The organism is Ruegeria sp. H8, assembly GCF_056532905.1.
Window position 1 is genome coordinate 888,377 of record NZ_JBQFNY010000001.1, and the last position, 23,494, is coordinate 911,870.

A 23,494-nucleotide genomic window follows, 5' to 3' on the forward strand; every position below is an offset into this window, starting at 1 on the left:
GTTAACTTGGTTTTGCTATTGTGATCTGTGTCACATCGCAATTGCCCGTGTCAAAGGCCGCACCGCACGCAGTCAAATAATAATTCCACATGCGGCGGAAACGCTCATCAAACCCCATGTCCGAGATCTGATCCCATTTGTCGTTGAACGTTTCATACCAACGGCGCAGAGTCAGATCATAGCTTTTCCCGAATTCCTTCGAATGCACGACTTTCAACCCGGCCTGATCGATCTGCTGACGCAGGATGGTCGGCGACGGTAGCATCCCGCCGGGAAAGATATATTTCTGAATGAAATCAACGCCGTTCTTGTAAAAATCCCAGCGATGATCACCCACTGTGATGATTTGCAAGGTTGCTTGAGCACCGGGCTTCAACCGCTCACGAACGGTTTCGAAATAGACCGGCCAGTATTTCTGACCCACGGCCTCGAACATTTCGATGGATGCGATGCCGTCATAGACCCCGCGTTCATCCCGATAGTCTTGCAGCTTGAATTCAACCCGATCTGATAAACCTGCTTTTTCAATACGTTCCTTGGCGTACTTGAATTGCTCCTCACTGATGGTCAGGCCGGTGACACGCAAACCTCGTTCCTTTGCGGCATATTCCGCGAAGCCGCCCCAGCCACATCCGATCTCCAGCACATGATCACCCGGTTTGGCACCCATCTCATCCACAAGGCTTGCGTATTTGGCGATCTGGGCCTTCTCGAGGCTTTCCTGCCCAGACTCAAAAATCGCGCTGGAATAGGTCATCGTGTCATCCAGCCAAGAACTGTAAAATTCGTTACCCAGATCGTAGTGATACGAGATGTTCTTTTTGGCTTGGGCCCTGTTGTTTCTGTGCAGCCAGAACCGCAGCCGTTCGTATGCCTGAACCAGAAACTGGCCCGTAAACCCGTCATAAACGGTCTCGGTTCCAAGATGCACAAGATCCATGAAAGATCGCAGATCGGGTGTACTCCAATGTCCGTCCAGATACGCATCGGAGAAACCCAGTTCTCCCTCGCGGATCAGGCGCGCAAAGACATCGTCGTCGTGAATATCGACCTGCGCCACCGGCCCGGCCTTTGCGCCTTCTGCGCGAAACGTGCGACCGTCGGGTAGTCTGATATCAAGACGCCCGGTTTCCATCCGGTTCAACATTTTAAAGACTTGGGCGAAATATCTGGGCAGGTCTTTTTGCCCTTCGGTCGTCGTCAGGATCATCCGCTCTCCCCTCTGCGGTACGCGTACAAAGCTAGGCGGCGAAATTGTTTCTGGCAAGTTTTCAGTTCCTTAGTGGGATTTTCGGCTTTCATATGCGCGCAAGGCGCGGGTCCGCCCTTCGGGCAATTCGACTATGGGTTTGGGGTATTCCGCATCCGGACGCAGCCCCCATGAACGCGGGACGGCATCAAAATACGACAGGGCGGTCTTGCTGGGTTCGGAATAACCTTCGGCAATCCAGCGATGCGTATAGTTCCCGTCGGGATCGAATTTCTCAGCTTGCGTCTGGGGATTGAAAATCCTGAAAAACGGGGATGCATCGGGCCCAGATCCAGCAACCCACTGCCAGCCCATGGCATTGCAGGCCGGGTCCCAGTCGATCAGGCAATCCTCAAACCAATTCATCCCTATTTTCCAGTGGGTCATAAGATGCTTGGTCAGATAGCTTGCGACAATCATCCGAGCCCGGTTATGCATTCGACCCGCCACATACATTTGCCGCAGCCCAGCATCGACGACAGGTATTCCAGTTCTGGCCTGCTGCCATGCAGTGACTTCGGGATGGTCCGGATCGGTATTCCAGGGAAAGCTGTCCCATTCCGGCTTCCAGTTGGAAGCCACCAGTTGGGGCGTGTGATACATCAGGTGATAGGCAAACTCGCGCCAGACGAGTTGACGTAGATAGGCATCGGCACCGGGTGTACCGGTCAACGCAGCCCTTTGGACCATATGCCAGACTGTACGCGGCCCGATTTCACCCAAAGACAGGTATTCCGACAGGTTAGACGTTCCGTCCTGATCCAACCTGTCCCGGTTGCTGGAATAGTGGGAAAGTCGCCCAAGAAACGCCTCGAGGTGATCCAAGGCGGCCTGTTCGCCGGGTTTTACATGAGGACGAACGACAGCCGCGCCCCTGTTCATGGCATCCCCCATCTGCCAATCGCTCAATTTGTCAGAAGCGGGCCACGACATCGGGGCCTGCAAATCGGCAACCCGCGCATCGGGAAATTGTACATCCCGCCCCTGAACCGCACGCCACATGGGCGTGTAGACCCGAAACGGATTTCCTGTTTTTGTAGCGACAGTCCAGGGCTCAAAAAGAAGATGCCCCGCAAATGACTTTGCCGTCACTCCTACTTTTGTAAGCACAGACTTGATCGTCTTGTCGCGTTCGATTGAGGCCGGATCGTAAGCGCGAGACCAGAAGACGGAGGTTGCGCCGGTCTCGGCCATGACCTGCTGCACCTGTTCAAGTGCGTCGCCGCGTCGGAAAATCAGTCGGCTGCCCATATTGGCCAGTGACGCTGTGAAAGCTTCCAGCCCCAAGCCCAAACGCCACTTCGGCGCGGCCCCCATCTGTTCGACGAGGTTGTCATGAATAAACAAAGGTATGACCGGACGGCCACTTTCGGCCGCTGCAGTCAACGCGGGGTGGTCCGACAGACGCAAGTCCCGTCGAAACCACAAAATGATCGGAGCTTGCTGTTGCTTCACAATACGCCCTTGAGGTTTTTTGATTTGTACGCGCCCTCAAGAGTAGTGGATCACAAAACGCGCTCAAGAGCCTCTAAAAGCTGATCAATTTCCTGCTTCGTGGTGTAGTGGGTGAAGCTGACCCTCAAAACACCCTGCGCCGGGTCGACGCCCATCGCCTGCAAGGGACGCACCGCATAGAAGTCTCCGCCACCCGCCATGACACCGTATTGCGCCAGTTCCGCCGCAACCGGTTCAGCCGGGCGGTTCAACGAAAGGGCGACGGTGGGCGCGCGCCGGCTGGCATCGGAAGGACCGATCAGGCGCACGGCGTTTCGATCCTTTACCGCATCCAGAACCGGTTGCAGCAATGACTCTTCGTGTGATCGCATCAGATCGTGGACAAATACGCCCTGCTCCACCGCGCCCGTCTCGGGCCCGCCATGGTGGGCGCATAGCAACTCAACATAATCTGCCATACCGGCACTGGCCCCAATCTGCGCGTGATCGGGTCCCGCCGGGGTGAACCGCTTGTACAGGACGTCGCCGTTGAAATAATGGGTCTGGTTGGGCAACAGCTCACCCAATGTGCGGCGGATGACCATGCACCCCTGGTGCGGGCCATAGGTCTTGTACGCAGAAAACAAATAGATATCCGGCCCCAGATCGCCAACATTCGGAAATCCGTGCGGGGCGTAGGATACGCCATCAACGCAGACAAACGCACCCGCTGCATGCGCAATGGCAGTAATCTCGGTGACCGGATTGATCTCGCCAACGACATTTGAGCAATGCGGGAAACAGACCAGACGCACTTTTTCGTCCAGCATGTTTTCCAGATCCTGAGGGTTCAGCGACCCGGTTTCGGGGTCGATTTGCCATTCCCTCACCTCTATCCCGGCCTCGACCAGACGACGCCACGGGCCAGAGTTGGCTTCGTGATCCTGATTGGTCACGACGATTGCCTCGCCGGGCTTCATCCATTGCCGGAACGCCTGCGCCAGAACATAGGTGTTCTGGGTGGTTGAAGGACCAAAACTCAGTTCATCCGTGTCGACGCCCAGAATGGCAGCCATACGCGCACGCGCCTCGTCCATTTCGGCGCCCGCAAGGCGGCTGGCCTCATATGGGGCGTAAGGCTGAACCTTGCGCTGCGTGTAGAACCGCGTCAGCCGGTCGATCACTGGTTTGCAGGTGTAAGACCCACCTGCATTTTCGAAGAACGCCTGCCCTTGCAGGCTGGGTTCTGAAAAGGCCGGGAACTGCGCCCGAACGAAATCGATATCCAGAGAGCTCATGCCTCATTGCTCCTTAGTTGTGCAGTCAGATCAATGAGATGCCCGCGCATGTTTCCGGACATCTCAGAAATCATGGCAGGTCTTCCAGCCCAGCCTGTGCTTGGGCCTTTGGCCGACGAAACACGGGGCAGCCCTTCGCCTAGGAAGGACACCGATACTTAGACAGGGCCGCCCACAACCGTCAAGCGAAAGCAAAACGCAAAAGCCCCGGCTCGACGCCGGGGCTTTGAAAGCTTGCGGAATCGTCGGGCGCCTCCTCTGGCTTCAACCCTGAACCTTGGTATAGGTCCCCTCGCCCGCGAGGATGCCTCGGAAACCGCCGGGCTCATCAAGCCCGAAGACGATCAGGGGCAGATTGTTGTCGCGTGCCAAGGCAATGGCCGAAGCATCCATGACCCGCAACCGTTTGGCCAGTACGTCATCATAGGTCACGGTATCATAGCGTACGGCGTCAGCATGTTCCGCAGGGTCTTTGTCATACACGCCATCCACTCCGTTCTTGCCCATGAAGATCGCCTCGCACGCCATTTCGTTGGCGCGCAGGGTGGCTGCGGTGTCTGTCGTGAAATACGGGTTGCCAGTACCGGCGGCGAAAATACAGACCCGCTTTTTCTCGAGGTGTCGAACAGCCCGGCGGCGGATATAGGGTTCGCACACCTCGTCCATGCGAATGGCCGAGATCACGCGGGTGAACACTCCGATCTCTTCCAGTGCGGATTGCATCCCCAGCGCGTTCATCACCGTGGCCAACATGCCCATGTAATCCGCCGTTGTCCGCTCCATGCCCTGGGCTGAACCGCTCAGGCCGCGAAAAATGTTTCCGCCGCCGATGACCATGCAAATCTCGACGCCCAGATCGTGAACCGATTTCACTTCTTGCGCGATGCGTTGAACGGTTGGCGGGTGCAAGCCGAATCCCTGATCCCCCATCAACGCTTCGCCCGAGATTTTCAACATGACCCGATTGTACTTTGTTTTCGGGGTCTCGGCTGTTTCAGAAGAAGGGGAAAGGCTCATGTTGCGCTCCGGGCTGGCACGGGGTTAATTTCCGGCGCAAAATGAAGCAAAAGCTCCGCAGGTTCAATGCGGTTGGTGAGGATAGAGGCAACCGCGCATGACCCGGCGATCAACAGACCTGCTTTTTCGGCAACTGCCGCCTGTTCCGGACGACAAGCCGGTTCTGATTGCGGGGCCTACGGCATCCGGCAAATCAGCACTGGCGCTGGAGATCGCCGAACGGCATGGCGGGGTTATCGTCAATGCGGATGCAAGCCAGGTTTATGACTGCTGGCGCGTCATCTCGGCCCGTCCGTCCGCCCAGGAAGAAACCCGCGCGCCGCATCTGTTGTACGGGCACGTCGCCTATGATCAGGATTATTCTACCGGCCATTGGCTGCGCGAGGTCCTGCCCCTGCTAACGGGGCATCAACGCCCGATCATCGTCGGTGGGACGGGATTGTATTTCTCGGCCCTGACCGAAGGCATGGCTCAAATCCCTGCGACGCCACCCGAAGTTCGGGCCGAGGCCGATCAGATGCCCATGGCAGACCTTCTGGAGGGGGTCGATGCAGACACGCTTGCAAAGCTGGACATACACAACCGTGCCCGCGTGCAACGCGCATGGGAGGTGCAGCGCGTCACAGGTCGCAGCCTGTTGTCCTGGCAGGCCGAAACGCCCCCACCGGCACTTCCGCTGAACGAGACCCTGCCGATCGTTTTTGACGTTGACAAAGCATGGCTGCTGAACAGGATAGAACGCCGCTTTGACCAGATGCTGGAACAGGGCGCGATCGAGGAAGTGCGTGCCATGCAGGACCGGTTCGACCCCACCCTTCCGGCCTGCAAGGCCATAGGCGTGCCGGAACTCAGGGCATATTTGGACGGCGCGATGACTTTGGATCAGGCGCGAGAGCGCGCAACCATAGCGACGCGTCAATTCGCCAAGCGTCAGCGTACCTGGTTTCGCGCCCGAATGAAGGCCTGGAATCACGTCGATCCCTCTTGTTAGTACCCGTTAGTAATCGGCTCTTTTGACTTAGCAAAAGCAAGGCGCCGCCAAGTCTCAAAGCTTAAGAGAACTTAATGATTTGCTGCGATTTCCCTTAACAAACTAAGAAAACAATGGGGAAACCGGCATCGCTTTGGGCTGCCAGAAGAAATGCTTTTCCACGACTTCAACTGATCGCGAATGTCGTTTTTGTACTACTTATGACGATTTCGAACATTGACCTTATCTGAAATCTGGTGCCGAATAACGACATGGGGATGAACAGAGTCCAAAAAACAAAATCCTTCACTCTGGCGACCGAAAGAAACCGGGTCGCGTAGAGCCATAATCAATCAACAAAATCAGTGTCACAGGGAGACATCCATGACGAATACCGTATCCACCGAAGACAAGGTGCACTGGGCGGCAGCGATGCACGCTCAGGAATACCGCGACGGCAAGCTAAGCCGAAGGGAATTCATGACACGCGCAACCAGTCTTGGGGTTACTGCCGCAGCGGCCTATGGCATGATCGGATTGCCGACACCTGCTTTGGCCGAAACAGCAAAGCAGGAAGGCGGCACGCTGCGTGTGCAGCAAGAAGTCCGCGCCCTCAAAGATCCCAGAACCTATGACTGGTCGCAGATCGCAAACGTGACGCGCGGCACGCTGGAATATCTGGTCGAGTACAACTCGGACGGATCGTTCCGTGGCATGCTGCTGGAAAGCTGGGAAGTCAACGACGACGCGACCGTTTACACTCTGAATGTCCGTCCGGGCGTCAAGTGGAACAATGGCGACGATTTCACGGCTGACGACGTTGCCCGCAACATCGCGCGCTGGTGTGACAAGAGCTCGGAAACCAACTCGATGGCGGGCCGCTTTGCAACCTTGATCGACGCGGATACCGGTCAGGCCGGTGAGGGTGTCATCGAAGTCGTCGACGCAACCACGGTCAAACTGAACCTGCCAAAGCCGGATATCACTCTTATTCCGGGCATGGCCGACTATCCCGGCGCGATTGTTCACAGCTCGTTCAGCGAGACTGACCTGCTGAACAATGTGGGAACCGGCCCCTATCTGATGGACGAACTTGAGGTTGGCGTTAAAGCCGTTTTGGTTCGCAACCCGGATCACAACTGGTGGGGTGAAGAAGTGTATGGCCGCCCTGCCCTGGATCGTATCGAGTACATCGACTACGGAACCGACCCTTCTGCCTGGTTGGCGGCGCTGGAATCCGACGAAGTCGACATGCTGTATGAATCGGTGGGTGAATTCATCGACGTGATGGACGGGCTTGGCTATGTGAAGTCAGAAGTGGTGACCGCCGCGACCATCGTTATTCGTCCCAACCAACTGGCCGAGATCGACGGGCAAAAGCCTTATGCGGACAAACGTGTCCGGCAGGCCCTTCAGATGGCCGTAGACAATTCAGTTTGTCTGGAACTGGGCTATGGCGGTCGCGGAGCGCCGGCGGAAAACCATCACGTGGCGCCGCTGCATCCGGAATATGCCGAGCTTCCGCCGCAAAAGGTTGATCCCGCAGCGGCCAAGGCGTTGATGGACGAAGCCGGTTTCGGTGATTTCGAGCACGAGATCATCTCGATCGACGATGACTGGCGTCGCAACACCACAGATGCCGTTGCCGCGCAACTGCGCGATGCCGGGATCAAGGTCAAGCGGACCGTTCTGCCGGGCAATACCTTCTGGAACGACTGGGCCAAGTACCCGTTCAGCTCGACCAACTGGAACCCGCGTCCGTTGGGTGTTCAGATTTGGGCGCTTGCTTATCGTACGGGCGAAGCCTGGAACGAGTTCGGCTATGCGAGCCCAGAGTTTGACGCCATTCTGGAAGAGGCGCTGGCCATTGCCGACGCGGACAAGCGTCGCGAAGTCATGGCGCGTGGCGAAGCACTGCTTCAGGAAGATGGGGTTACTATTCAGCCCTATTGGCGCTCGCTCTATCGCCACATGAAAGAGGGTCTTGTTGGAACCGACATGCATGTGACCTTCGAACACCATCACTACAAGTGGGGCTGGGCTGCCTAGTCGCTGCTATCCACACCCGAGGGGCGCCTGACACGGGCGCCCCTTTCCAGCCGCAGACTTGCCGACGCGGGGTCGGACGTCCGAGGCCAGAAAATGGTCCAATGATCTGCGGAATACCTGAACAACAGGGGCCAACATGGGACTATTCATCCTACGACGGTTCGGGGTGATGCTGCTTACGGCATTATGTCTGACATTCGTCGTCTTTTTCCTGACCAACCTATACCCGAACCTTGAAAAGCTGGCGAAAACGCAGGGCAACCAGCGTATGTCGGATGAGCAGGTCGAAGCCTGGTTGGAAAACCGCGGCTACTTGCAGCCGACACTCGTTAAATACGGCCAATGGTTGGGCGTGATGCCCGGGTTCCAGAATACCCTGGAAGATGGCCAGTTCGTGGGAACCTGCACAAGACCCGGTTCGACGGCAGAGGACACGGCAAGATATTGTGGTGTTCTTCAGGGCGATTGGGGATACTCAACCGTTTTCAAGGAAGAAGTCGGAACCATCGTTGGCAAGCGCTTGGGCAATACAGGTTACCTGATGTTCTGGGTTTTGGTCCTGATGGTGCCATCTGCACTGATCGTTGGTGTACTGGCCGGGATGCGAGAGGGATCAGCCCTGGATCGATCATTGTCGACCTTCTCAATCATCACGACAGCGACACCGGAATACGTATCGGGCGTTATCTTCATCGCGATCTTCACCTCGTCCACCGTGGGGCTGAAATGGTTCAAGGGAACCGCGACGCAAGCGATGGAGAACCCGACATTCGAGAACTTCTTCCTGCCGGTTCTCACCATTGCGCTGTACGGTATGGGCTATATCGCCCGGATGACCCGCGCTTCGATGACCGAAGTGATGACGGCGCAATACATCCGGACCGCACGGCTGAAGGGTGTCTCGTTCCCGAACATCGTCATGAAACACGCTTTGCGCAACGCGTTGATCGCGCCGTTCACGGTTATCATGCTGCAGTTCCCATGGCTGCTGAACGGCGTGGTGATTGTTGAAACCCTGTTCAACTACAAGGGTTTCGGCTGGGCGCTGGTTCAGGCCGCTGGCAACAACGACATCCAGCTTCTGCTGGCGATCTCGGTCGTGTCGGTCTTCGTGGTTCTGATAACGCAGCTGATCTCGGATATCGGCTACGTTTACCTCAACCCGCGCATTCGCATTTCATAAGGAGGGTGAGATTATGGAACCACTAACCTGGACCGGCTCTATCGCCTTCCTGAACCCGCTTCTGATGATCGCACTGGCAGCACTTTTGCTGTCGATCCTGGTCTGGATCATCGCCAGTATCTTTTTGCCTGAACAGCAGATTGTCGTGAATCCGGATGGATCCGTCAGTTCTGGCGGCGGTGTCCGTGGATTGATCCAGCTTGCGCTGCATTACAGTTTCCTTGCCAGCGTGGGATTGGCCGTGGCTTATCTGGTGCTGGGCATCCTGATGGGCACTGGCGCAGGGATCATCGGCGCCATTTCCCAGCAATTCCTGCCTGTATGGGTCGCGCTGATCATCATGTTCGCCATGTCCATCGCCTTCAAACGACGGTTGGGGTTGTACGGCAAACTGTATGACAGTCCCATCGGAATGATCGGCTTTGGCCTTGTGATGTTCTGGGTCTTTACCGGCATCTTCGGCGCGCTTGATCTGATCGTGACCCATGACCCGCTGACACAGATCTCTGGCATGAAGAACAAAGTGCCGGGAACGCCTCTGCCAAATCTGGAGGACGGCGAGTATGCTTGGTATCTTCTGGGCGGTGACAATCTGGCGCGTGACGTATTCAGCCGGATGGTCAAGGGGGCCTGGGTTGTGGTGCAAATTGCACCGCTGGCAACGATGTTCGCCTTTATGGTCGGCATTACGCTGGGGCTTCCCGCCGGCTACTATGGGGGCCGTTTTGATACGTTCCTGTCCTTCCTCGCCAACCTGATCCTCGCCTTCCCGGTGATCCTGCTGTTCTACCTGCTGGTGACGCCGGAAATCGTGGCAACCGGGGTGCCGAACTACATGGCGGCCGTGTTGTTCGTGTTCCCGATCCTGTTCATCGGCGTATTGCTGAATTCGCGCTATTACACGCGCCCGAATTTCCGCACGCCATTGCTTATCGGTGTTCTGGGTGTTGCGATCTGGCTGTATCTGTCGCTGATTTCGACCGGTGGCTACATCATCAATACCGAGGCCTACCGGATCTGGGGTCTGCCGACCTATCTGGACCTGTTCGATATCCCCGGCGGTATTCTGGTGGTGTTCGTCTCGGTGGTGTTCGTCAACTCGCCCACGGTCTTCCGTATCGTGCGCGGCTTGGCGCTGGACATCAAAACCCGCGATTACGTGGCTGCAGCCCAGACACGCGGCGAAGGGCCGTGGTACATCATGCTTTGGGAAATCCTGCCCAACGCCCGTGGCCCTCTGATCGTCGATTTCTGTCTGCGCATCGGTTACACCACCATTCTTCTGGGGACTTTGGGCTTCTTCGGACTGGGCCTTCCGCCGGAAAGCCCGGACTGGGGATCCACGATCAACGAGGGGCGCAAGCTGCTGTCGATCTACCTGCACCCTGCCCTTCCTCCTGCCTTTGCCCTGCTGTCGCTGGTTCTTGGTCTGAACCTGCTGGCTGACGGACTTCGCGAGGAAAGCCTGAAGGACTGATGTGATCGAGGCCGGGGGGCCAGCCCCCCGGACCCCCCGGGATATTTTTGGCCAGATGAAGGGGATCCCCGCATTTGGTGAGGAGTAAGCAAAATGAGCAAAATGGCGGATTATGACGGCCCGATCCTGGAGATCGACAAGCTGTCCATCTCATTCTTTACCCGCCTGCGGGAAATCCCCGCCGTGATGGATTTCTCGGTCAGCGTAGAGCCCGGCGAAGCCGTGGGGCTGGTTGGTGAATCCGGTTGTGGCAAATCGACCGTGGCACTGGGCGTGATGCAGGATCTTGGCAAGAACGGTCGCATCGTCGGAGGCACGATAAAGTTCAAGGGCCGCGATCTGGCAGAGATGTCGGCCGAAGAGTTGCGCGACATTCGCGGCAATGAAATCGCGATGATCTATCAGGAACCGATGGCATCGCTGAATCCGGCGATGAAGATCGGCAAACAATTGATGGAAGTGCCGATGATCCACGAGGGGGTAAGTCAGGAAGAGGCTTATTCCCGCGCGCTGGAAGTGGTGACGGATGTTCGCCTGCCAGACCCCGAGCGGATGTTGAATTCGTTTCCGCACCAACTGTCGGGTGGTCAGCAGCAGCGAATCGTGATTGCGATGGCGCTGATGTCGAAACCGGCGCTGTTGATCCTGGACGAGCCGACAACGGCTTTGGACGTGACCGTCGAGGCCGCCGTGGTCGAACTGGTCAAGGATCTAGGCAAGAAATACGGCACCTCGATGTTGTTCATCTCGCACAATCTCGGGCTGGTTCTAGAAACCTGCGACCGTCTGTGCGTGATGTATTCGGGTGAAGCGGTCGAGCGCGGCTCGATCAAGGATGTGTTCGACGAGATGCAGCACCCTTATACACAAGCGCTGTTCCGTTCGATTCCGCTGCCGGGGGCTGACAAGAACACGCGTCCGCTGGTGGCTATTCCGGGGAACTTCCCATTGCCCCACGAGCGGCCTCCGGGTTGCAACTTTGGACCGCGGTGCGACTATTTCGAAGAGGGGCGCTGTGACGCGAAGGAAATCCTGATGGAGGCCGTTCCGGGAAATGACCGGCACCACACCCGCTGCCTTAAATTCCAGGAAATCGACTGGAACGCCCCACTTGCGCTGGCCGATCAGAAAGAAAAGGGTGAGATTGGCCGAACGGTTCTGAAAATGGACAACCTCAAGAAATATTACGAGGTTGCGGCAAATGCCTTGTTTGGCGGCGGTGAGAAGAAGGTGGTGAAAGCTAACGAAACGCTCAGCTTCGAGGCGCACGAATCCGAGACACTGGCCATCGTGGGGGAATCCGGCTGCGGCAAGTCCACCTTCGCCAAGGTCCTTATGGGGTTGGAGACGGCCACAGACGGGCAGATCCTGCTGGACAACCGCAACATCGAACAGGTGCCCATCGAAGAACGCGATGCCAAGACGATCGGCGAAGTTCAGATGGTTTTCCAGAACCCGTTCGACACGCTGAATCCGTCGATGACCGTTGGCCGTCAGATCATCCGGGCGCTTGAAATCTTTGGTGTCGGAAACTCTGAAGCCGAGCGAAAGAAGCGGATGCTGGAACTGCTTGATCTGGTGAAGCTGCCGCGCGCCTTTGCAGACAGGATGCCGCGACAGCTGTCCGGCGGGCAGAAACAGCGCGTGGGTATCGCGCGCGCCTTTGCCGGCGATGCGCGTATCGTTGTGGCGGACGAACCCGTCTCGGCGCTGGATGTGTCGGTTCAGGCTGCCGTGACGGATCTGTTGATGGAGATACAGCGACAGCACAAGACCACGCTGCTGTTCATCAGCCACGATCTGTCCATCGTGCGTTACCTCAGTGACCGGGTTATGGTGATGTATCTGGGCCATGTTGTGGAGTTGGGCACCACGGATCAGGTCTTTGCCCCGCCCTATCACCCCTATACCGAGGCGCTGCTGAGCGCGGTTCCGATTGCGGATACCTCGATCGAAAAGCAGCATATCGTTCTGGAAGGCGATATTCCCTCGGCCATGAACCCGCCACCAGGCTGTCCGTTCCAGACGCGTTGCCGATGGAAATCCGAGGTGCCTGACGGTCGGTGCGAATCCCATGTGCCGCCGGTGCAGACGCTGGCGGATGGGCACCAGATCAAATGCCACCTGGCCGAAGATATTCTGGCCCGGATGGAGCCGGTGATCAAAGTCGCGGCGGAGTAAACCCGTTTCTGAACCTTGAGAAAGGGCCGGTCAGGGACCGGCCCTTTCTTTTGGCGCCGTGGTTTCTTGGGGAGACAGGCGGCGCTTGAGAGTGGCGTGAGTGGCGACCCCGGGAATTCGTCAGCCGGTCATGACGTTGTTGCCAAAATGCATGAATTCCTGGTTCATTCCGGCAATGTCACCGGCTTCAAGCTGAAGGCTGGCACTGTCAAGCATCTTGTAGCTCTGCTGCCCCTTCACCCAGTCGTCGGCGGATTGCAGAGTGGTCAGTGTGTAGGATGTGACATCATTCAGGTAGTGTGTGGGGATGATCACCTTGGGCTTGAGCTTAGATACGATGTCGTTGCCCTGATCGAAGCTGAGGATATGTTCCGAGCCATCAACCGGCAACGTCAGAACATCCACCCGTCCGATCGTGTCCCAGAACTCCTGTGGCGGGTTGTGGCGGTTGTCGCCCCAGATCAGCGTTCGAATGCCGCCGGTCTCGACCAGATAGACGACCATATCCATGTGGCCCACGTTGTTCGGCGGGCAGGCTTCCACACCGAACTCGGCCAGCGCATTGGTCCAGTCATACCATCCCGGCGCGACACAGGCGTGCTTGTCGGCAAAACCGGTGATCTTGATGTCAGCAAACTCGAAATTGCCCACCATGCGGTCCAGCACCATGGTCGAACTTGGGCGTTCAATCGCATCGTGATCAAAATGGGCATGGGTCGACAGGGTGATATCCACCGGGATTTGCGGGAATTCGTTGCGGAACCAAAGCCCCCATGCGCCCGACGGATCATCGCGCCAGGGATCAAACAGCACTGTTGCGCCATTGGGCGAGGTGATCTTGATCGCACAATGACCATAATAGTCGATGCCAACCGTCCCGGTGCTGGCCTGACCCGTTGCGCCTTGCAGATCGATCACGTGGTTGTTGTTGCCCGGCTGTAGCCACGCTTGAGACTGCGCCTGAGCCGGTCTTGCGCCCAGTACGGAAGCTGTCGCGCCGACACCGGCAGCCCCCGCCGCCATAAAGAACGACCGGCGAGACAGCCCCGGCGCCAGATGATCCTTGTCGCCGTTCAGGATAGTTGGTTTCAGATCTTTGCGATCCATTTTTGTGTACCTCTCTGTTGGACATGTACAGGTTTTCCGCACGTCCCAACCAAAGGTAACAAGCCAAGGCATCTTGGCTCAGACCGAAAAAATGGGGGCGGAATATGGGGGAAAACCCGATATTCCGTGTTCACGAAATCGAGAGCAAATGACTGCGCAGGTTCTGGCTGCGCCCTTCAAGTCCCAGCTTGCGGCGAATGTTGTTGCGGTGAAAATCGATTGTCGATGTTTCTCGGGACAGGGCCTTGGCGATGTCCTTGGTTGTTTTTCCAAACATGACCATCTGCGCAATCTCGATCTCGGTCGGGGTCATTGCTGCAAACGCATCCGTCAGTTTGTCCGATAATGAAGACGTGATCTCGTTCAGGTTCTTCTCGGCCAGCTCAAGATAGACATACTGCGCTTCGCCCCCGGAAAGCTGCGTTCGAACCTTTTCCAGATAGGGCAGAACTCGGCCGCGCACCTGTTCGACAATTTCGTAATCGCGGTTTTTGCGTTCGTCATCCAGACTGGACAGCAGGACGCGCAGCGCCGTGTTGGTTTCCTGCAATTCACGGGTGCGATCCGCGACACGGGTTTCAAGCTGCGCCAGTGTTTCGTTGAGCTTCTCTTCCAGCGCGCGGCGCAGGTAAACCTCTTGCAACAAAGCCAAATCCGACTCGACCATGCGTGCGAACTGCGCCAACCCTTCGCGGAACAACAAGGCACGCCGGTTCTGCTTGCGATCCAGAACACAAATCGTTCCGAACACCGATCCATCGGGCCATTTCAGCGGCAGGCCGATGTAAAATGTCATCCCATGTTCCAGATCGTCATTGTCGGCCCAAACCGGATCGCAGGTTGCATCCTCAACCACCAGTTCTCCGTCCCGTTGCAGGACGCCCTGACAATAAAGTTTGGGATTCAACTGGAAACTCAAACCAACCGGATACGGGTTTTCGGGATGATCCGAGGTGATCAGCACTGCGTGATCCGGTGCGTCGGTTTTCATGATCAGGCTTGCGGGCACATCCGCCAATTCCGCGACCAGATCAACCAGTTGCTGCCAGTTGGCCAGCGTTTCTTGCGGAATCTCAGGGTGGTCAACAGGCATGAGGCGGCCTCACCAGTTACTGGACGATACCCTTTCAGATTAGTTGGACTGGTTGAGCCTGATCAAGAACCGGACGTTCTGCGCCGCGGCATCGGGTTTATCCGCCCCAGATGACCTTCACGTAGTTCTGGGTTTCCTTGTATGGCGGTATGCCGCCATGCTTTTCCACCGCTTTGGGGCCGGCATTGTAGGCGGCCAATGCCAGTGGCCAGGATTTGAACTTGCGATACTGCCAGGACAGGTATCTGGCGCCACCCTCGAGATTCTGTTTGGGGTCATGCGGGTTGACCCCCAAAAGCTCGGCAGTCTGAGGCATCAATTGCGCCAATCCCAGAGCACCCTTGTGAGACTTCGCATGCGGGTTCCATCCGCTTTCCTGCTGAACAAGGCGCAGGAACAAGTCTTCGGGAATGTTGTGAAGGCGGGCAGCCTGTTTCGCCAGATCCAGATACTGGCCGCGATACTTGCCAGTATATCGTTTGCCGGTATGCGCACGGGATGTCTTGGGTTTCAACCGCGCGGAATCGCGATACTGCGTCGCCGCACGGGAATCCAGAATCTTGGACTGCTTGAGGAAGATATCCTTGCGGCTTTTGGTAGACAGAGTTTGCGCCTGCACAGGCAAAACGGCCAGCACAAGGCAGACAACAGAAAACCCAGCAACCCAAGAACGCATCAATGCCTATCCTGCTCGATAAGAAACCAGTCAGATTATAGGTATTCCCACAAAAAATGAAAGCTTGGTAAAGACCAAAGTAAGACTCTTGCCCAACACTGTTGTATCTACTGTTTTCATCCATGATGCAGGCCGTATAGGGTCTCACGAACAAGTCGCGCCAGATTCGGCGCACATACGCGAAAACAGAACGAGGAATTACATGGCGGGTTCAGTCAACAAGGTCATTCTGGTAGGTAATCTTGGCCGCGACCCCGAGGTCCGGTCGTTCCAGAACGGCGGAAAGGTTTGCAATCTGCGCATTGCCACGTCAGAGAACTGGAAAGACCGCAACACGGGCGAACGCCGCGAACGCACGGAATGGCACTCGGTCGCCATCTTCTCGGAACCGCTGGCCCGTATTGCTGAGCAATATCTGCGCAAAGGCAGCAAGGTTTATATCGAAGGCCAGCTGGAAACCCGAAAATGGCAGGATCAGTCCGGGCAAGACCGTTATACAACCGAGGTTGTTCTGCGCCCCTACCGCGGTGAATTGACGTTGCTCGACAGCCGCGGTGAAGGCGGCGGCAGCGGCGGTGGTTACGGCGGCGGCCAAGCCGGTGGCAGCGGGTACGGAGACCCTTACGGCGGTCCGTCCAGTTCCCCGGCACCAGCATCGGGTGGAATCGACGACGACGAGATTCCGTTCTAGAGAATTCGGAGACACGACATGACATGGTCCTTCTCTCTCGGCCGATTGCTCGGGTCCGAACTGAGAGTCCATGTCACGTTTTTCCTGCTTCTGGCCTGGGTAGGCTTTGCCGCCTATTCCGCCGGTGGCCTGCCGGCCGCCATAGACAACCTGTTGTTTGTTCTGGCCTTGTTTGCCTGTGTGGTCGCGCACGAATTCGGTCATGCCCTCATGGCGCGGCGCTTTGGAATCAAGACCCCAGACATAACACTGTTGCCGATCGGTGGGTTGGCCCGGCTTGAAAGGATGCCGGAAAAACCGATGCAAGAAGTGCTTGTGGCACTTGCAGGTCCAGCGGTGAACATCGTGATTTGGATCATACTGGTCGCCTTCGGAGCAGGAGTGCCGATCGAGACGCTTTCCCAGATCGATTCACCGGGTATCGGGTTTCTGAACAGGCTGGCCTACATCAACCTGCTGCTGGCCGTATTCAACATGATCCCGGCCTTCCCCATGGACGGAGGGCGCGTATTCCGCGCCCTTCTGTGCCTGCGCATGGACCGCGTCAAAGCAACACGGGTGGCTGCGGTCGGAGGTCAGATCGTTGCGGTGGGTCTGGGATTTTTGGGGCTGAGTTCAGGCAACCCGTTTCTGGTTCTCATCGCCGTGTTCGTGTTCATCGCCGCCAACGCCGAAAGCCAGGACGTCGCCCTGCGATCCGCGGCACGCCGGGTTCTGGCCCGGGATGCGATGATCACCGAGTTTCACGCGCTCTCCCCCAACGATACGTTGAGCACGGCGGCGCAAGCCGTGATCCACACTACGCAGCACGAGTTCCCTGTGTTGGATACGGATCAATCTCTGCTTGGTTTTGTGACCCGAGATCGACTGTTTGCCGCGCTCGCAGGCGATCAGCCCAGATCGGCACCTGCCACCACGATCATGAATGCCGATGTCCCCGCGGTTTCGCTTACCACCGGGCTCGAGACCGTTCTGGAGCACTTGCACAACGGCGCTCCGGCCATCGCTGTGGTCACTCGGGGTGGTCGCATGATGGGTTACATCACGCGCGAGAACATCGGTGAACTGATGGTCATTCAGGGGCGCTAGGCCTTCAGGTCAAGCCGTGGCAAGCGCATCTGACAGAACCGAAAGAACCGCATCTTTCGGCACATCCGAGGTCACGAACGCCTCTCCGATCCCACGCGCCAGAATAAACCGAAGCTGGCCATCCACGACTTTCTTGTCCTGTCCCATAAGATCCACCAGCGCCTCGGCGCCTGGCAATTCGCCCGGAATATCGGCCAGATCCGTCTTCATCCCCATGGCACGCAAATGCGCGCGCACCCGGCTTGGGTCCTCTTGCGAACACAAACCCAGGCGCGACGACAATTCAAACGCCAGCGCGCAGCCAATTGCCACACCTTCGCCATGCAGAAGGCGGTCGGAATAGCCCGTCGCGGCCTCCAGGGCGTGGCAGAACGTGTGCCCCAGATTGAGAAGAGCCCTGTCACCTTGTTCGGTTTCATCCCGCGCGACGATGTCGGCCTTCATTTGCACCGAGCGCGTCACCGCGTGTACCCGGGCCGCCATGTCACCCGAGGAAACGCTTGGCCCATGCGCCTCTAGCCAATCAAAGAATTTCGCATCGCCAAGCAATCCGTATTTCACGACCTCGCCATAGCCCGACAAGAAGTCTCTTTGGGTCATGGTCCCCAGAACAGAGGTATCCGCAAGAACCAGCGAGGGTTGATGAAACGCGCCGATCAGGTTTTTGCCCTGTGGTGCGTTGATCCCGGTCTTTCCACCGACCGAGCTGTCCACTTGCGCCAGCAATGACGTTGGAATCTGCACAAAGCGAACACCGCGCCGCAAAACCGCCGCTGCAAAGCCTGCCAGATCTCCGATGACGCCGCCCCCCAAGGCCACGACGACATCCCGGCGTTCGACTTTTTCCGCGAGCAGCCACTCGACGGCGCGCTCGAAATGCGGCCAGCTTTTGGTTGCCTCTCCGGCGGGCAGCGCCAGCGCGGTCATCTCGATCCCCGCGGCATTCAGCCCGGCGCGCAGTGCCTCAAGATGCAGACCGGCCACGTTTTCATCCGTCAGAACCGCGACTTTTGGCCGGGCCAGAAGTGGTGATATCCAGCCCCCCGCCCGCGTCAGAAGATCCGGACCGATTTCAACATCATAGGATCGGTCACCCAGGTCCACATGTACTGTTTGGTGCATTTATTTGAGTTCCAAAACATCAGGGCGCGCCAACAGAGCGTCGACAACGCGGCCTACCATATTTTCGATCGAGGTCTCACCATCCGAATCCACTGTCAGATCCGCCTGAGCATAAACCGGCACGCGGGCCTCGTAGAGGGATTTCAGCGTCGTATAGGGATCGTCGGTGCGCAGCAGAGGACGGGTGTCTTTGTGGCGCACACGGTTCCACAGAACATTCAGATCCGCACGCAGCCAGACGGCAGCGCCCTTTTCGGCGATGATGCGACGGTTTTCCGGCTGGAGAAACGCCCCCCCACCCGTTGAAAGAATGCCTTTTTGTTCATCCAGCAAGCGCCCGATGACCTGCGATTCCTTGGTGCGAAAGAAAGGTTCGCCGTCACGCTCAAAGATTTCAGGAATGGTCATGTTGGCGGCTGATTCGATCTCGGCATCGCTGTCCAGAAACGGAACACCCAGACGTGCGGCCAACGCGCGACCCACCGCAGTCTTGCCAGCCCCCATCATCCCCACCAGAACCACGGTTTTGTGCAGATCAAAACCACCCTGTGTGTCTGTTGAATGTGTGTTATGCTTAATTTCGCTCATTTAAACGTGAATGACGTGATCTTGGGAAAAATGCCAGTTATAACTTGGCCAAAATCAAAAATTGAGGCAGCGTGGGGCCATGGGCCGACTGATCAAATTCCTGATATATGTTCTTTGCCTGGTATTCATTGGGCTGGTCGCCTACGCCTATGTTGGCCCATTCTTTGGCGCGGATTTTTCTGCGCCTCAAAGTGAAATCCGCGAACCGGTCGTATTGGATGTCAACTAAACAGGCGCTGTTGGCGGTCTTTCTGGCGGGATCGGCACATGCGCAGACCCCGTTATCCGCGATCGAGTGGCTTGCGGATCCGCCGGAAAACCTGCCCGGAACCGTATTGCTGGAACCGCCGGTGGCACAGAACGGCGGATTGCCCGAAATTGAGGTCACGCCGCTTGAAGCGTTGTCGCAACCTTTGGGCCTGGTCGCATCATCCGTCACTGGGTTGCCCGTGGATTTGTGGCAAGGCAGCGATGCGAACCGGCTGGCGGAGCTGATCGCGAAGACGCCCGTGCGCGACAACCCGGCCATGCAACGCCTGTTGTTTACATTGCTTCTGTCGGAAACCCGGGCACCGGCGGGCCCTGATGCGCAAGAGATTATGCTGCTGGCGCGGCTGGACCGTCTGATGCAACTGGGCGCGGCTGATCCCGTGCAATCACTGGTTCAACTGGCCGGGCCGACCGATACACAGGATCGATTTCAGCGCTGGTTTGACGCAACACTGCTGACCGGTGATGAGGATCGCAGCTGCACCGCCCTTATCGCCGAACCGCATCTGTCAAAGGATTACGCCGCGCAAGTGTTCTGCAAAGCCCGACGCGGAGATTGGGCATCGGCAGCGTTGACGCTTGAGGCAGCGCATGCCCTGGACATCCTGCCGCCGGAAGAGCTGGCGGTTCTGGATCGTTTTCTAAGCCCTGAACTCTATGAAGGCGCGGCTTATCTGCCCCAACCTGAAAATCCGGATCCATTGAGTTTCCGACTGTTCGAAGCGATCGGAGAACGGCTTCCTTCCGCCTCGTTGCCACGCGCTTTCGCCAACGCGGATCTTCGGGATGTGGCCGGATGGAAAGCGCAGATCGAAGCCGCCGAACGGCTTACACGCATTGGCGCTTTGACGCCCAATCAATTGCTTGGACTTTATACCGAAAGGTCCCCGGCAGCGTCCGGCGCAGTTTGGGACCGGGTCGCGGCCATCCAACGATTTGAAAGCGCGTTGGATACGCGAAACGCTGAAGCCATCGGAAAAACGCTGCCACCGGTCTGGCAGCAGATGCGCAGCGTCGGGCTTGAAGTGCCCTTCGCCGAATTGTTCGCCGAGCGTCTGTCGAAGGTTTCGCTGTCGGTGCCGGCGACTGAAAACCTGCGCTGGCGCATTCTGATGCTGTCTGGCCTGTACGAACAGGCTGCGCAATCAGCACCGGACAACTCGATCGATACCCTGTTTCTTGCGGCGCTGGCGCAGGGTGATCCGGGGCGGGCGGTTTCTCCTTCTCCGTTGGCCGACGCGGTTTCTCAGGGGTTTGCATGGGCGGCACCCGTACCCAACGACATTGACGCCTTACTGGACAACGGTCAGCTTGGTGAAGCCATACTGGAAGCCATGCAGCTGTTTGCGCATGGTGCACGGGGCAATCTTGTGGATCTGACCGCAGCAATCGCAACCTTCCGACGCGTGGGCCTGGAAGACACCGCGCGGCGCGCAGCGCTGAGCCTGTTGATCCTGCAAGAGCGTTGAAGATGGCTATTCCGGCGACAAATGAGCTATGGATTTCGACCTTTCTACAGGCCCAGGCAGCGGAACTTGGCGCGGCGACAAATACCTTGCTGGCCTATGGGCGCGATCTGAAAGACTTTGCATCCTGGTTGCAGCACAGGGGATCCGGATTCGATCAGGCAGATCGTGATCAGATCGAGGCCTATCTGATCGACTGCCAGGCACAGGGCCTGTCGCGTTCCACCCGCGCGCGGCGATTGTCGGCGATAAAACAGCTGTACCGCTTTGCGTTCGAGGAAGGCTGGAGCGAGACGAACCCCGCCATCCAGATCAAAGGTCCGGGGCGGCAGAAACGACTGCCCAAAACGCTGGACGTACCCGAAGTCGACCGTCTTCTGGCAGCCGCCCGACGAACCGGGCGCAGCAAGGCTGATCGCATACGCAATACCTGTTTGATGGAAGTTCTCTACGCCACCGGGATGCGTGTGACCGAGCTTGTTTCCCTGCCCGTTTCCTCGGCCCGTGGCGATCCGCGTATATTGCTGGTGATGGGCAAAGGCGGCAAGGAACGCATGGTGCCCCTGTCCCCACCGGCGCGGGATGCTTTGGCCGCCTGGTTGACCGTACGGGACGAAGCCGAAGACCGGACCGTCGAGAAAGGCGGTCAAAGATCCCGCTTTCTGTTCCCGTCGCGCGGCAAGTCCGGGCACCTGACGCGGCACAGGTTCTTTCTGCTGGTCAAGGAACTGGCCGTTCAGGGTGGCGTTTCGCCCGAGAAAGTCACCCCGCACACCCTGCGCCACGCCTTTGCCACGCATCTGCTGGCCAACGGCGCTGATCTGCGTTCGATCCAGACCTTGTTGGGTCACGCCGACGTTGCAACGACCGAGATTTATACTCATGTTCTGGATGAACGGCTGTCGGAACTGGTGTTGCAACACCACCCGCTGAGCAAAGACCCTGACGAAGACCGGGGCTAAGCCCTTGATCCAGCAGCGCGGCATCCCCATAACGGATGCGTCACCCTAACCCAACAAGGACCAATGGAACCCTCATCTTCTCTGATCGACAGCGCATTCTGGTTTACGTCAGGCGCGATCCTCTTGTTGCTCGTTTTGTCCGGCTTTTTCTCGGGTTCGGAAACGGCGCTTACAGCCTCTTCTCGCGGAAAACTGCGGGCGCAGGCCGACAAAGGATCACGGGGCGCAAAAAAGGCGCTGGAAATCACCGATGACAATGAACGCCTGATCGGCTCGGTTCTTCTGGGCAACAACCTTGTCAACATCCTGGCGGCCTCGCTGGCGACGGCCTTGTTCACCCGTTTGTTCGGCGAAAGCGGCGTGGCGTTGGCGACCCTGGTCATGACTTTGCTGGTGCTGATCTTTGCCGAAGTGCTGCCCAAGACCTACGCCATCACCAATTCCGAAAAGGCCGCGGCGGCTGTCGCGCCGATCATCAGCGTCGTCGTGACGGTGTTTTCACCCATTGTGGCCGCGGTGCGGCTGCTGGTGCGCGGTGTGTTGCGTCTGTTCGGCGTGCAGATCGATCCCGACAGCAACATTCTGGCTGTGCGCGAAGAGATTGCCGGCGCCTTGCAACTTGGTCATTCCGAAGGCGTGGTCGAAAAGGAAGACCGCGACCGCATCTTGGGTGCGCTGGATCTGGGCGACCGGACGGTGGAAGAGATCATGCTGCACCGATCGAATATCGAGATGATCGACGCCAATGCCGCCCCCGAGGAAATCCTGAAACAATGTCTGCAAAGCCCCCACACCCGTCTGCCTGTGTTCCGGGACGAGCCGGAAAACATCGTGGGTGTTGTCCACGCCAAGGACCTCTTTCGCGCCATGTATGCGCAGGCAGGCAGCAGCGACGGCGGGACCGACCGTTTGGCAAGCTTTGACATCGGAAAGGTGGCAAACGACCCTTACTTTGTGCCCGAAACCACGACGCTGGACGACCAGATGCGGGAATTCCTGCGGATGCACAGCCATTTTGCATTGGTTGTGGATGAATATGGGTCACTGCGAGGCCTGATCACGCTTGAAGATATTCTTGAAGAAATCGTGGGCGAGATCGCCGATGAGTTCGACATAGACGAAGAGGTCCCGGTAACACGCACCGAAGATGGCCAGTATCTGGTTGAAGGTTCCATGACGATCCGGGATGCCAACAGGGCGCTGGACTGGTCTCTGCCGGATGACGAGGCGAACACGCTGGCCGGTCTGGTGATTCACGAGGCCCAGATGATCCCTGACGTCGGTCAGGTGTTTTCGTTCCACGGTTTCCGGTTCGAGGTCACGGCGCGTGAAGGCAACCGTATCACCGGACTGAAAGTGCGCCCCCTCTAGCGCCTGCGTTATACTTAGATGTTCCGCGCGCTGCCCGAGTGCCTGTCGTCAACTGAACGACCCAATTACGCTGAACCGGGCGCGGATATTCCGATCATCGCAACGTCCGGCCCAAGCACGGAGCTGGGCACGACGGCCAGTTTGATCACTCCGGCTTGGGTTCAGCCGTGCAGTACAGTGAAAAAGCGGCCTTCCTGGCCG

20 protein-coding genes are annotated in these 23,494 nt (G+C 57.7%); 11 read left to right on the top strand and 9 right to left on the bottom strand.

Annotated features, from left to right (window positions below; all coding sequences use genetic code 11):
* Nucleotide 1: 1 nt before the first annotated feature.
* The 4 genes from ACR0A2_RS04425 to pyrH form a co-directional block, all read right to left on the bottom strand.
* Nucleotides 2–1,210, bottom strand: coding sequence for a class I SAM-dependent methyltransferase (locus tag ACR0A2_RS04425; RefSeq protein WP_480834165.1), 1,209 nt, complete (start codon nt 1,208–1,210; stop codon nt 2–4).
* 69 nt (nt 1,211–1,279) lie between these two features.
* Nucleotides 1,280–2,704 (bottom strand): cryptochrome/photolyase family protein, encoded by a 1,425-nt coding sequence (locus tag ACR0A2_RS04430; protein ID WP_480834166.1) that lies wholly within the window; start codon nt 2,702–2,704, stop codon nt 1,280–1,282.
* Between the two features lie 50 nt (nt 2,705–2,754).
* Nucleotides 2,755–3,981, bottom strand: a complete 1,227-nt coding sequence (locus ACR0A2_RS04435) for an aminotransferase class V-fold PLP-dependent enzyme (protein ID WP_480834167.1) — start codon at nt 3,979–3,981, stop codon at nt 2,755–2,757.
* A 264-nt stretch (nt 3,982–4,245) separates the two neighbouring features.
* Nucleotides 4,246–4,998 (bottom strand): UMP kinase, encoded by a 753-nt coding sequence (pyrH, locus tag ACR0A2_RS04440; protein ID WP_152457773.1) that lies wholly within the window; start codon nt 4,996–4,998, stop codon nt 4,246–4,248.
* Between the two features lie 97 nt (nt 4,999–5,095).
* Here pyrH and miaA point away from each other — a divergent pair, with 97 nt between their 5' ends.
* From miaA to ACR0A2_RS04465, 5 genes are all read left to right on the top strand, one after another.
* Nucleotides 5,096–5,989 (top strand): tRNA (adenosine(37)-N6)-dimethylallyltransferase MiaA, encoded by an 894-nt coding sequence (gene miaA / locus ACR0A2_RS04445; RefSeq protein ID WP_480834168.1) that lies wholly within the window; start codon nt 5,096–5,098, stop codon nt 5,987–5,989.
* Nucleotides 5,990–6,352: 363 nt separating this feature from the next.
* Nucleotides 6,353–8,017, top strand: coding sequence for an ABC transporter substrate-binding protein (locus ACR0A2_RS04450; protein WP_171639628.1), 1,665 nt, complete (start codon nt 6,353–6,355; stop codon nt 8,015–8,017).
* Nucleotides 8,018–8,153: 136 nt separating this feature from the next.
* The gene (locus ACR0A2_RS04455) at nt 8,154–9,200 is read left to right on the top strand and encodes an ABC transporter permease (RefSeq protein WP_152457770.1); all 1,047 of its coding nucleotides are present in this window, start codon (nt 8,154–8,156) and stop codon (nt 9,198–9,200) included.
* Between the two features lie 13 nt (nt 9,201–9,213).
* On the top strand, nt 9,214–10,677 hold the full coding sequence (locus ACR0A2_RS04460; protein WP_152457769.1) for an ABC transporter permease: 1,464 nt from the start codon (nt 9,214–9,216) through the stop codon (nt 10,675–10,677).
* 93 nt (nt 10,678–10,770) lie between these two features.
* Complete coding sequence (locus tag ACR0A2_RS04465) at nt 10,771–12,858, top strand: dipeptide ABC transporter ATP-binding protein (protein ID WP_152457768.1); 2,088 nt, start codon at nt 10,771–10,773, stop codon at nt 12,856–12,858.
* 120 nt (nt 12,859–12,978) lie between these two features.
* Here the strand turns inward: ACR0A2_RS04465 and ACR0A2_RS04470 are convergent, their stop codons facing one another.
* The 3 genes from ACR0A2_RS04470 to ACR0A2_RS04480 all read right to left on the bottom strand — a co-directional run bounded on the left by ACR0A2_RS04470 (nt 12,979) and on the right by ACR0A2_RS04480 (nt 15,734).
* Entirely contained in the window at nt 12,979–13,965 is a 987-nt protein-coding gene (locus ACR0A2_RS04470) for an MBL fold metallo-hydrolase (protein ID WP_480834170.1), read from the bottom strand.
* Nucleotides 13,966–14,095: 130 nt separating this feature from the next.
* Nucleotides 14,096–15,058 carry a LuxR C-terminal-related transcriptional regulator gene (locus ACR0A2_RS04475; RefSeq protein ID WP_480834171.1) on the bottom strand — a complete coding sequence of 321 codons (963 nt, stop codon included), beginning with the start codon at nt 15,056–15,058 and terminating at the stop codon, nt 14,096–14,098.
* Nucleotides 15,059–15,155: 97 nt separating this feature from the next.
* A complete protein-coding gene (locus ACR0A2_RS04480) occupies nt 15,156–15,734 on the bottom strand; it encodes a lytic transglycosylase domain-containing protein (protein ID WP_152457765.1) in 579 nt (192 codons plus the stop codon).
* Nucleotides 15,735–15,936: 202 nt separating this feature from the next.
* Between ACR0A2_RS04480 and ssb the strand changes: the two genes are divergently transcribed.
* Together ssb and ACR0A2_RS04490 are read left to right on the top strand one after the other, a co-directional pair.
* Nucleotides 15,937–16,425 carry a single-stranded DNA-binding protein gene (gene ssb / locus ACR0A2_RS04485; protein ID WP_152457764.1) on the top strand — a complete coding sequence of 163 codons (489 nt, stop codon included), beginning with the start codon at nt 15,937–15,939 and terminating at the stop codon, nt 16,423–16,425.
* Nucleotides 16,426–16,443: 18 nt separating this feature from the next.
* Nucleotides 16,444–17,514 (top strand): site-2 protease family protein, encoded by a 1,071-nt coding sequence (locus ACR0A2_RS04490; protein ID WP_480834172.1) that lies wholly within the window; start codon nt 16,444–16,446, stop codon nt 17,512–17,514.
* Nucleotides 17,515–17,523: 9 nt separating this feature from the next.
* Here the strand turns inward: ACR0A2_RS04490 and aroB are convergent, their stop codons facing one another.
* Both aroB and ACR0A2_RS04500 read right to left on the bottom strand, forming a co-directional pair.
* Nucleotides 17,524–18,636 (bottom strand): 3-dehydroquinate synthase, encoded by a 1,113-nt coding sequence (gene aroB, locus ACR0A2_RS04495; protein WP_480834173.1) that lies wholly within the window; start codon nt 18,634–18,636, stop codon nt 17,524–17,526.
* The gene (locus ACR0A2_RS04500) at nt 18,637–19,224 is read right to left on the bottom strand and encodes a shikimate kinase (protein ID WP_480834175.1); all 588 of its coding nucleotides are present in this window, start codon (nt 19,222–19,224) and stop codon (nt 18,637–18,639) included. It lies immediately after the preceding gene.
* Nucleotides 19,225–19,303: 79 nt separating this feature from the next.
* Here ACR0A2_RS04500 and ACR0A2_RS04505 point away from each other — a divergent pair, with 79 nt between their 5' ends.
* The 4 genes from ACR0A2_RS04505 (at nt 19,304) to ACR0A2_RS04520 (ending at nt 23,293) form a co-directional block, all read left to right on the top strand.
* Entirely contained in the window at nt 19,304–19,453 is a 150-nt protein-coding gene (locus ACR0A2_RS04505; RefSeq protein ID WP_171168466.1) for a hypothetical protein, read from the top strand.
* Nucleotides 19,443–20,963, top strand: coding sequence for a hypothetical protein (locus ACR0A2_RS04510; protein WP_224855463.1), 1,521 nt, complete (start codon nt 19,443–19,445; stop codon nt 20,961–20,963). Before ACR0A2_RS04505 ends, ACR0A2_RS04510 begins: the two co-directional genes overlap by 11 nt.
* 2 nt (nt 20,964–20,965) lie before the next feature.
* Nucleotides 20,966–21,922, top strand: coding sequence for a site-specific tyrosine recombinase XerD (locus ACR0A2_RS04515; protein WP_480834176.1), 957 nt, complete (start codon nt 20,966–20,968; stop codon nt 21,920–21,922).
* Between the two features lie 63 nt (nt 21,923–21,985).
* A complete protein-coding gene (locus ACR0A2_RS04520) occupies nt 21,986–23,293 on the top strand; it encodes an HlyC/CorC family transporter (RefSeq protein ID WP_171639634.1) in 1,308 nt (435 codons plus the stop codon).
* The last annotated feature ends 201 nt before the right edge of the window (nt 23,294–23,494 follow it).